11 protein-coding genes are annotated in these 9,463 nt (G+C 61.6%); 3 read left to right on the forward strand and 8 right to left on the reverse strand.

The features are described 5' to 3' along the window. Positions 1-12 precede the first annotated feature (12 nt). Positions 13-1,086, reverse strand: coding sequence for a fatty acid desaturase (locus ACIPQ1_RS27860; protein ID WP_411386141.1), 1,074 nt, complete (start codon positions 1,084-1,086; stop codon positions 13-15). 100 nt (positions 1,087-1,186) lie between these two features. On the opposite strand from ACIPQ1_RS27860, the gene ACIPQ1_RS27865 reads away from it, so the two are divergent. Next, on the forward strand, positions 1,187-2,191 hold the full coding sequence (locus tag ACIPQ1_RS27865; protein ID WP_411386140.1) for an AraC family transcriptional regulator: 1,005 nt from the start codon (positions 1,187-1,189) through the stop codon (positions 2,189-2,191). A 280-nt stretch (positions 2,192-2,471) separates the two neighbouring features. Here the strand turns inward: ACIPQ1_RS27865 and ACIPQ1_RS27870 are convergent, their stop codons facing one another. Beyond that, a complete protein-coding gene (locus ACIPQ1_RS27870) occupies positions 2,472-3,158 on the reverse strand; it encodes a Crp/Fnr family transcriptional regulator (protein ID WP_411386139.1) in 687 nt (228 codons plus the stop codon). A gap of 87 nt (positions 3,159-3,245) precedes the next feature. On the opposite strand from ACIPQ1_RS27870, the gene ACIPQ1_RS27875 reads away from it, so the two are divergent. Further along, complete coding sequence (locus tag ACIPQ1_RS27875) at positions 3,246-3,770, forward strand: Mpo1 family 2-hydroxy fatty acid dioxygenase (RefSeq protein ID WP_411386138.1); 525 nt, start codon at positions 3,246-3,248, stop codon at positions 3,768-3,770. Between the two features lie 216 nt (positions 3,771-3,986). Here ACIPQ1_RS27875 and ACIPQ1_RS27880 read toward each other — a convergent pair whose 3' ends face one another. From ACIPQ1_RS27880 to oscA, 5 genes are all read right to left on the reverse strand, one after another. Then, positions 3,987-4,976: a sulfate/molybdate ABC transporter ATP-binding protein gene (locus ACIPQ1_RS27880; RefSeq protein ID WP_411386137.1), complete on the reverse strand. Its 990-nt coding sequence runs from the start codon at positions 4,974-4,976 to the stop codon at positions 3,987-3,989. Between the two features lie 3 nt (positions 4,977-4,979). Continuing rightward, positions 4,980-5,849, reverse strand: a complete 870-nt coding sequence (gene cysW / locus ACIPQ1_RS27885; RefSeq protein WP_024618577.1) for a sulfate ABC transporter permease subunit CysW — start codon at positions 5,847-5,849, stop codon at positions 4,980-4,982. A gap of 13 nt (positions 5,850-5,862) precedes the next feature. After that, positions 5,863-6,681 carry a sulfate ABC transporter permease subunit CysT gene (gene cysT / locus ACIPQ1_RS27890; RefSeq protein WP_013692011.1) on the reverse strand — a complete coding sequence of 273 codons (819 nt, stop codon included), beginning with the start codon at positions 6,679-6,681 and terminating at the stop codon, positions 5,863-5,865. Positions 6,682-6,829: 148 nt separating this feature from the next. Then, entirely contained in the window at positions 6,830-7,843 is a 1,014-nt protein-coding gene (locus ACIPQ1_RS27895) for a sulfate ABC transporter substrate-binding protein (protein ID WP_434704530.1), read from the reverse strand. Between the two features lie 135 nt (positions 7,844-7,978). Continuing rightward, a complete protein-coding gene (gene oscA / locus ACIPQ1_RS27900) occupies positions 7,979-8,161 on the reverse strand; it encodes a sulfur starvation response protein OscA (protein ID WP_003186967.1) in 183 nt (60 codons plus the stop codon). 488 nt (positions 8,162-8,649) lie between these two features. Between oscA and ACIPQ1_RS27905 the strand changes: the two genes are divergently transcribed. Continuing rightward, positions 8,650-9,033, forward strand: a complete 384-nt coding sequence (locus ACIPQ1_RS27905) for a DUF6124 family protein (protein ID WP_411386135.1) — start codon at positions 8,650-8,652, stop codon at positions 9,031-9,033. 335 nt (positions 9,034-9,368) lie between these two features. On the opposite strand, the gene ACIPQ1_RS27910 is transcribed toward ACIPQ1_RS27905, so the two are convergent. Beyond that, the coding region (locus ACIPQ1_RS27910) for an IS3 family transposase (RefSeq protein ID WP_446533913.1) at positions 9,369-9,463 on the reverse strand (95 nt) is incomplete at its 5' end.

Consider the following 9,463-nt stretch of genomic DNA (forward strand, 5'->3'; position numbering starts at 1 on the left):
ATAAGGGAGCGATCAGGCCTGAACCGCCTCCGTCTCTTCCCTCGCAACACCTTCCTCGCCAGCAAACCGATTCGCCCGCCCGAACGTACCAAAGTCATTGAACCGCACGCCCATCTCGCGCATCACCTTATGGGCCACCGGCACCGTCAGTTGGCGAATGTAGAACGGCTCCCTCACCACGAAATGATGAATGCCATGGCTGCTGCCGAAGTTGAAGCAGAACGCCTGCAACGGCCACAACCACCACGGGTTGAGTACCTGGGTTTGCTGGATGACATTGCCCGGCTCGATGTCGCCGTAGTAGTGCATGTTCGAGCTGACGAAATGCAGGCAAAAGGTGCGCAACACGTTCGGCCCGATGATCACCACCGCCGCGATGTCGATCACCTGCATCGTTGCCAGCGTGCTTGCCGACCAGTCAATTGAAGCGCCCATCAGGCTGGCGACGCCGTTGACCCCGTGGAAACCGAGGAACACATACCAAGCGCCCCAGTGCAGTAGCGCCAGCGGAAAATAAACTTTCAGCGTGCGCTTGAGAATGCTGCGCTTGTGCGCCCAGGTCCGGGCCCGCAGCAGGCGGATGAAGGCCGACATCACGTTGTCGCCGACCATCAGCAACCGCGCCAGCCCCCAGGGTTCGCCGTTGGTAATGGCCCGCTCTTCCATGTCAGCCTCGCTGCCGGACACCTTGTGATGGTTGAGGTGCAGGTGGCGGCGGATCCACGGGTTGATGGTGCTCGGCCGCGCCAGCCACACCAGGCCCATCATCAAGTTGTGGGGCAGGCGCTGCTTGCGAAAATACATGCTGTGGATCAGGTCGTGTTCCAGCTCGTGGGTCAGGGACGCGAAAAACGCGTTGAGCAACAGGCACGCCCAGCCAGCCAGGTCACCATTGAGGTAGAGCAGCGCCGAACCGATCATCCCCGCCAGGGCGAACGCCAGGATGCCCGCACCCAGCGCATCCTGATGACGCAGGATCGGATAGCGCTGACGCAATTCCTCACCCCGGGCCAGGACCACCTGGCGAATATGGGCCGCTCGTTGTTGTGCATTCAATCGCTCGGGGCTTGCGCAAGTGCCGTGCATGGCTTACATCCTCTGTTAGAGATGTGCTCATCCTGCCGGGTGTTGTCCCACGGGGTGGTAGCCGTATACGCCAACCTGTTGACCGCAAGCGCCAATCGTCATGACGGAACCGACTTCCCTCGCCAGCTGGACCCGCGCCCTGCGCAAACAGCTCGATGCGCTGGGCCTGGACAGCCATGCCTTGTGCGTCGAGGCCGGCCTCGACCCGCAATGGATGGACGACCCGAACGCCCGCTACCCGCTCTCGGCCACTACGCGCCTGTGGGCCTTGGCGGTGCAGGCCAGCGGCGACCCGGCCATCGGCCTGCGGGTGTCGCGCTTCGTCAGCCCCACCACATTCCACGCATTGGGTTATGCCCTGGTGGCCAGTGGCAGCCTGCGGGAAGTGTTCGAGCGGATCGTGCGTTATCACCCCGTGGTCAGCGATGCCCTGGCCCTGCAATTGAGCCGTGGCGAAGACCGCTACCGCTTCAGCCTCGATGTGCCCCCGGGGCGGCCGGCGCCGGCGTTTGAAGCCATCGATGCGTTCGCGGCGATTTACGTGCGCACCTGCCGCAACCGCCTCGGCCGCGATTACGCACCGCTGGCGGTGTACCTGCGGCGTCCGGAACCGACCGACCCGAGCCCCTGGCACAAGGTGTTCCGCTCGCCAGTGCATTTTGGCGCCGCCCAGGATTGCCTGGAGTTCAACCTCAGCGACTTCGACAGCCACCTGGACGACGCCAACCCGGAACTGGCCGAACACAACGAAACCGTGCTCGAACGCACCCTCGCCCAGCTCCAGCCACTGACCTGGGAGCGCAAGGTTCGCGCGGCCATCGAGGCGCAACTGCCCGAAGGCGAGCCCAGCGCCGAACGCATCGCCCAGGCCATGCACTTGAGCCTGCGCAGCCTGCAACGGCACCTGGCCGACGAAGGCTGCCGCTTCGACGCACTGCTCAACGAATGCCGGGAAAACCTTGCATTGCTGCACCTGCGCGATCCGCAATGCTCGCTGAGCGAAGTCAGTTACCTGCTGGGCTTTGCCGACGCCAGCAGCTTCAGCCGCGCCTTCAAACGCTGGACCGGCATGACGCCGGGGCAGTTCCGGGATGGGTTGCGCTAGGGATTTGCAGTGCCTGGGCTGGCCCTATCGCGAGCAAGCTCGCTCCCACATTGGAAGCGATGTGACCGCAATAGCTGCGACAACACCTAACCCCTGTGGGAGCGAGCTTGCTCGCGATGACTTTCGCCCAGACAACCCAAGCCCGTGGCGAGGGAGCTTGCTCCCGCTCGACTGCGCAGCAGTCGCAAAGCCGGCCTATGCGATCCGCCTGTAGATTGCTGGGGCCTGCTGCGCAGGCCAGCGGGAGCAAGCTCCCTCGCCACGGATGCCGCGTCGGCTTTTAGATTGTGGTCAGGGCTCGCAACCGTTCAATGTCGACGATTTCGATCTCGCCGTAGCCCAGGTGAAGAATGCCCTGGGCCTGCAGGTCCTTGAGGATCTGGTTGGTGGTCTGGCGTGACAGCGAGAGCATCAGCGCCAGTTGTTCCTGAGGCAGTTGCAGGACCCGCCGGGCCGGTTCGGTTTCGCCGTAGCCTTCGGCGATCATCAGCAGGCGATGGGCCAAGCGGGCCGGGGCCGGCATCAGGCTCAGGTGTTCGAGGTTGATGAACGCCAGGCGCAGTTTGTGGCTCATCAACAAGGCGAGATGCCGCCAGTGGATCGGTTGCTCCTGCAGGAAAGCCAACAACGGCGCCTGGGGCACGTGCAGCAGCACGCCTTGACCCACCACGACCGCATCATGGGTCCGTGGCTGGCCATCGAACAGGCAGATTTCACCGAACCAGTGAGGCGCTTCCACCACGCTCAGCAACGCCTCCTTGCCCTGTTCGTTCACCGCACCGACGCGCACCGCGCCTTCCAGCACGGCATACAGCCCGCAGGGTGGATCGCCGCGCTGGAACAGCCGATGGCCCGGCGGCAGATGGCGCACCCGCGCCATGCCCAGCAGACTATTCTGTAACTCAGCAGGCAGATGGCTGTACCAGTGGCCGGCCATCAGGTGTGAGTGCCAGGGATGGGAATTCATGGAAACTCCGGGACAAGTGTCGGCTAACTGACAGAACGCCTGGTGATACCCGGGCATCATGCAGGCATCACCTCAGGAGGAACAACAATGAAAAGCCTCGTCGATCATCTCAGTCAATACGCCGCGTATCATCGCGATCCGCGCAACATCGCCAGCCACTTCATCGGCATCCCGCTGATCTTCGTCGCCGTCGCCGTGCTGCTGTCACGGCCCGGCTGGCCAGTGGGCACAGTGCTGGTGTCGCCGGCGCTGCTGGTGGCGGTGGCCAGTGCCTGGTTCTACCTGCGCCTGGAACTGCGCCTAGGCGTGCTGATGACCGTGCTGCTGGGTCTCGCCGTCTGGCTGGGCCAGGTCCTTGCCGCGCAAAGCACCTCGGTGTGGCTGGGCAGTGGCCTGGGCATGTTCGTGGTGGGCTGGGTGATCCAGTTCGTCGGCCACTATTACGAAGGCCGCAAGCCGGCGTTCGTCGACGACCTCACCGGGCTGATTGTCGGGCCGCTGTTTGTGGTGGTGGAAGCCGGCTTCCTGCTGGGGCTTCGCGGCGAACTGAAGCACGCCATCGAAGAGCGCGCCGGGCCGGTGGCATTGCGCAACCAGCGTTCGGCCGCCTGAAAGCTACACCACGCAGGTAGCGGTTAGGCTACCTCTGTGGGAGCGAGCTTGCTCGCGATTGCGCTCGGCCAGTCACCGATGTGTCGACTGCTCCACCGCCATCGCGAGCAAGCTCGCTCCCACAATGGCTCTCCATATGCACACCAATATTGTGTTCACTAAAGTTCTACTGTGGGAGCGAGCCTGCTCGCGATGCTTTTGCTTGTTCTTTTGCTCTTAGAGGTTGGCGATTTTCTGCCAGACCTTCGGCTTGAAGAACAGCGTCTCGCCCTTCGCCAGCCCCACCAGGCTGTCATGGTCCTTCACCACTTCCGCCTCGATCAGCTCGCTCTGGCCTTCCACCTTCAGGGTCACCCGAGTGGTAGCGCCGAGCGGACGGATGTCGCGTACTTCGGCGGCGTGGTGGTCTTCCAGTTCCGAGCGCGACAGCGAGACTTCGTGCGGGCGGAACAGCACATGCCGGTCCTCTCCCAGGTGCAGGCGGTTCGAGTCGCCGAGGAAGTGATACACAAAGTCGCTGGCCGGGTTTTCGTAGACATCCCCCGGCGAGCCGATCTGCTCGATCACGCCCTTGTTCATCACCACTATGCGGTCGGCGACTTCCATGGCTTCTTCCTGGTCGTGGGTCACGAACACCGAAGTCAGGTTGATGTCCTCGTGCAACCGCGCCAGCCAGCGGCGCAGTTCCTTGCGGACCTTGGCGTCGAGGGCGCCAAACGGTTCGTCCAGCAGCAGCACCTTGGGTTCCACCGCCAAGGCGCGGGCCAAGGCGATACGCTGGCGCTGGCCGCCGGACAACTGCTCCGGGTAGCGGTCGGCGAGCCAGTCCAATTGCACCATGTTCAGCAGTTCATGGACCTTGGTCGCGATCTGGCTTTCGTTCGGACGCTGGCCCTTGGGCTTCATGCGCAGGCCGAAAGCAACGTTGTCGAACACCGTCATGTGGCGGAACAAGGCGTAGTGCTGGAACACGAAACCGACGTTGCGATCACGCACGTCGTGGCCGGAGACATCCTCGCCGTGGAACACAATGTTGCCTTGGTCCGGGGTCTCGAGGCCGGCGATGATCCGCAGCAAGGTGGTCTTGCCGCAACCGGATGGCCCGAGCAGCGCTACCAGCTCACCGCTCTGGATGTCCAGGCTGATGTCGTCCAGGGCCCGGAAGGCGTTGAAATTCTTGCTGACGTTACGGACTTCGATCGACATGACTTATTCCTCCGCGGCGCTGGCGCGCAGGCGGTTGATTCGGTTTTCGCTCCACTGCTTGAGCAGCAGGATGAAGAGCGCCAGGATCAGCAACAGGCTCGCCACAGCGAACGCGGCCACGTGGTTGTATTCGTTGTAGAGGATCTCGACGTGCAGCGGCAGGGTGTTGGTCACCCCGCGAATGTGCCCGGACACCACCGACACCGCGCCGAACTCACCCATGGCCCGGGCGGTACACAGCACCACGCCATAAATCAGGCCCCACTTGATGTTCGGCACGGTGACATGCCAGAACATCTGCCAGCCATTGGCGCCCAGCAGGCGCGCGGCCTCTTCTTCCTGGGTGCCTTGTTCCTGCATCAGCGGGATCAGCTCACGGGCCACGAACGGCACGGTGACGAAGATCGTCGCCAGCACAATGCCCGGCAGCGCAAACACGATCTGGATGTCGTGATCCGACAGCCACGGCCCGAACAGGCCCTGGGCGCCGAACATCAGCACATAGACAAGACCGGCGATCACTGGCGACACCGAGAACGGCAGGTCGATCAGCGTCACCAGCATGCTTTTGCCACGGAATGAGTATTTGCTTACGCACCACGCGGCACTGACGCCGAACACCAGGTTCAGCGGCACCGAGATCAGCACGGCAATCACGGTGAGCTTCAATGCCGACAGCGCGTCGGGTTCGAAGATCGCGGTAAAAAACGCCCCCAGCCCGAGTTTCAGGCCCTGGGAAACGACGATGAACAGTGGCAACAGCAAGAACAGCGCAAAAATCAGCCAGCCGAGGCCGATCAAGACCCGCCGCGACGTCGCACTGCCACGACGGGCAGCGTTGGTGGAGGCTGCGGAAATAGACGATTGGGACATGGTTCGCGCCTCCTTATGGGGTTTCGATGCGCCGCTGCAGCAGGTTGATCAGCAGCAACAGGACGAAGGAAACCACCAGCATCAGCACGCCGATGGAAGTGGCGCCGGTGTAGTCGTATTGGTCGAGCTTGACCATGATCAGCAACGGCAGGATCTCGGTTTTCATCGGCATGTTGCCCGCGATGAAAATCACCGAACCGTACTCGCCCACGCCACGGGCAAACGCCAGGGCGAAGCCGGTCAACCAGGCCGGCAACAACGCGGGCACGAGGATGTGGCGGAACACCTGCCACGGTTTCGCACCGAGGCACGCGGCGGCTTCTTCGACTTCACGAGGAATATCGGCCAACACCGGCTGCACCGTGCGCACCACGAACGGCAGCGTCACGAAGGTCAGCGCCAGGGTGATGCCCAGCGGGGTGTAGGCGATCTTGAAACCCAGGTCCGTGGCGAACTGGCCCACCAGACCGGTCGGCGCGTACAACGCCGTCAGCGCGATACCGGCCACGGCGGTGGGCAGGGCGAACGGCAGGTCGATCATTGCGTCGATGATCTTGCGGCCGGGGAAGGTGTAGCGCACCAGCACCCAGGCCAGCAGCGTACCGATCACGCCGTTGATGATCGCGGCGTACAGGGCGGTGCCGAAGCTGAGCTTCAAGGCTGCCAGCACCCGCGGCGCCGAGATGATCGCCCAGAATTGTTCCCAGGTGAGTTGAGCGGCATGCACGAACATCGCCGCCAGGGGGATGAGCACAATCAGGCTGAGGTACACCAGGGTGTAGCCCAGCGTCAGCCCGAAGCCGGGTATGACGGGGGATATGCGACGCGACATAAAGGTCCTTGGTTGAGAACTCGCAGGGTGCGGAACCTGTGGGAGCGAGCTTGCTCGCGAAAGCGGTGTATCAGGCAACGGGGTTATTGACTGTGCCACCGCCTTCGCGAGCAAGCTCGCTCCCACATGAATTGCGCACTATTTCAGCTTACTGCGCCTGATAGATCTGGTCGAACACGCCGCCATCGTTGAAGAATTTCGGCTGGGCAGTTTTCCAGCCGCCGAAGTCCTTGTCGATGGTCACCAGCTCCACCTTTGGAAATTGCCGGGCGTACTTGGCGGCCACATCCTTGTCACGTGGGCGATAGTAGTTTTTTGCGGCGATTTCCTGGCCGGCCGGGCTATAGAGGTGCTTGAGGTACGCTTCGGCGATCTCGGCATTGCCCTTCTTCTCGGCGTTCTTGTCCACCACCGCCACCGGCGGTTCGGCGAGGATCGACAGCGACGGCACGACGATGTCGAATTTTTCGGCGCCACCGTCTTCTTTCAGCGCCAGGAAGGCTTCGTTTTCCCAGGCCAGCAACACGTCGCCCTGACCGTTGTTGACGAAAGTAATGGTCGAGCCACGAGCGCCGGTGTCGAGGATCGGCACGTGCTTGAACAGCGCCTGCACGTATTCCTTGGCCTTGGCTTCGTCACCCCCATTGGCCTTCAGGCCATAGGCCCAGGCGGCGAGGAAATTCCAGCGAGCGCCGCCGGAGGTCTTCGGGTTCGGGGTGATGACCGACACGTCGTTCTTGATCAGGTCATCCCAATCCTTGATGCCCTTGGGGTTGCCCTTGCGCACCAGGAACACGATGGTCGAGGTGTAGGGCGTGCTGGCGTCCGGCAGGCGGGTTTGCCAGTCCGCCGGCAGGGACTTGCCCAGCTTGGCGATTTCATCGATGTCACCGGCCAGGGCCAGGGTCACCACGTCGGCGCGCAGACCATCGATCACCGCCCGGCCTTGCTTGCCCGAACCACCGTGGGACTGCTGGATCTTCACGCTGTCGTCCGGGTGCGCCTTCTTCCAGAAATTGACGAATTCGGCGTTGTAATCCTGGTACAGCTCGCGCGTCGGGTCGTAGGACACGTTGAGCAACTCGTAATCCTTGGCGACGGCGGAACCTGCAAAAACAGCACTGGCCAGCGCGGCCAGGGCATAACGACGAATGGACGACATGGTGAAAGCTCCTGGAATTCTGGTTTTCTTATGACTTCTGGAAATTCGTTTGGCTTTTAGAAAGAGATCGCAGCCTTCGGCAGCTCCTACACCGAGCCCCCGTAGGAGCTGCCGAAGGCTGCGATCTTTTGGCTTTCAAGACGGCTTATGACTGGGTTGTTGCAGGCGGAATTTTTCCTTGCGTTCGATCTGGACCACCTGGGCGTTGTGCACGGTGATTTCCACTGCCCCAAAACGCAGGTCGCGCAACGCGCTCTGGATCTCGCGCAAGATGGTTGCTTCGTCCTGGCCGTCAACGCTACGTAGAGATGCGCTCATGCTGCTGCTCCTTTGAATGAATGCCTGGCAGTGGGCGGCACTGCTTGCGGCGTGGGAGCAATACTAGATAAGTGCAGATATTCTTAAAAAGACTATTTAAGAATTTTTATATAACCAAAATTACAGAAAGTAGCCAACGTCCTACGGCAGGAGTGATTGGGGGCTTTTTCCCCGCCCATTCCTCGGAGATTTCCTTCAAGACGTAGGGCTGTGCATGAACTAGGCACCCTGGTTTTGCAGCGCTAACCTTGGTTCGTCATCGCAAAAAACGGTGACACGGACGTGCAAGTCCGGGTAAAACACCAACCCTTAATGCTTCTAGCCATTCGTGGCGCGTTCGCGCCCGTGTTTTATGGCGGCTGTGTTCGGGAGATCTTCGGATCTGCCGAGTTTTGGGTATGGTTGCTCGGTCTTGCACACTCGCACACAGCTGCCACCCTTCATTGCGTGCAAGCGATCCAGGGCGGTTCTCTATAGGAAACCTACCCATGTTCAAACCTACGCCGAATCCACCGCAAAACGGCCACAAATCCCGCGTCCAAGCACAGGAAGAAAAAAAGCTCGATGACGCCGCCACCCGCGCCCTCGACTACTACCTCAAGCCCAAGCCCGCCTCACCGCCCGAACCCGACAAAAACCAACTCTTCATCGTGTCCCCCCACATCGACACCGAAACCCTGCTCGCCAACGCCTCCGAAGACCTGCTCTCCATCAGCACCATCGCCGCCGACCTGGCTGACGACGTGGATGACTCACGCCGCTGCGTCGCCTTGGCAATCAGCCGGATGGCCGATGGGGTGCAGTCGCTGGTTGAGCGGGCGTTGGATCATTTGGAAACCAAGGAGGCGGTGGCGCCTGGGGCCAAGGGGTAGCGCTTTGCTCTGATGCAAGCTGAGCCGACGCCATCGCGAGCAAGCTCGCTCCCACAGGTAATGCCGTTCACTTAAGAAAAATGATGACCCTGTGGCGAGGGAGCTTGCTCCCGCTCGGCTGCGAAGCAGTCGTAAACCGGCGGGTGCGGTGTGTCTGATACGCCGCAATTGGCAGGTTTTGGGGCCGCTTCGCGGCCCAGCGGGAGCAAGCTCCCTCGCCACGGGTTTATCGATTGCCTTGAGTGAACAGCATTGCGCTCCCACAGGGTCCTGCGTCGAACCAAATCTCAAATTCAACGCCCATCCACTGGACTGACCCCAAAATGTTGGACGGTCTACTGCCACACGCCCACGGATTGGGTCCTGTATTCCACAGGGCTCAGTCCACTGAGCTTTGATTTGATCCGGTCATGATTGTAATAACTGATGT

It is taken from the genome of Pseudomonas sp. LARHCG127, assembly GCF_052871455.1.

Coding starts and splice junctions, on each gene's coding strand:
- cysW (WP_024618577.1), bottom strand. CDS start 5,849: ATGTCCCAATCGTCTATTTCCGCAGCCTCCACCAACGCTGCCCGTCGT.
- cysT (WP_013692011.1), bottom strand. CDS start 6,681: ATGTCGCGTCGCATATCCCCCGTCATACCCGGCTTCGGGCTGACGCTG.
- ACIPQ1_RS27895 (WP_434704530.1), bottom strand. CDS start 7,843: ATGTCGTCCATTCGTCGTTATGCCCTGGCCGCGCTGGCCAGTGCTGTT.
- ACIPQ1_RS27865 (WP_411386140.1), top strand. CDS start 1,187: ATGACGGAACCGACTTCCCTCGCCAGCTGGACCCGCGCCCTGCGCAAA.
- ACIPQ1_RS27870 (WP_411386139.1), bottom strand. CDS start 3,158: ATGAATTCCCATCCCTGGCACTCACACCTGATGGCCGGCCACTGGTAC.
- ACIPQ1_RS27880 (WP_411386137.1), bottom strand. CDS start 4,976: ATGTCGATCGAAGTCCGTAACGTCAGCAAGAATTTCAACGCCTTCCGG.
- ACIPQ1_RS27860 (WP_411386141.1), bottom strand. CDS start 1,086: ATGCACGGCACTTGCGCAAGCCCCGAGCGATTGAATGCACAACAACGA.
- oscA (WP_003186967.1), bottom strand. CDS start 8,161: ATGAGCGCATCTCTACGTAGCGTTGACGGCCAGGACGAAGCAACCATC.
- ACIPQ1_RS27875 (WP_411386138.1), top strand. CDS start 3,246: ATGAAAAGCCTCGTCGATCATCTCAGTCAATACGCCGCGTATCATCGC.
- ACIPQ1_RS27905 (WP_411386135.1), top strand. CDS start 8,650: ATGTTCAAACCTACGCCGAATCCACCGCAAAACGGCCACAAATCCCGC.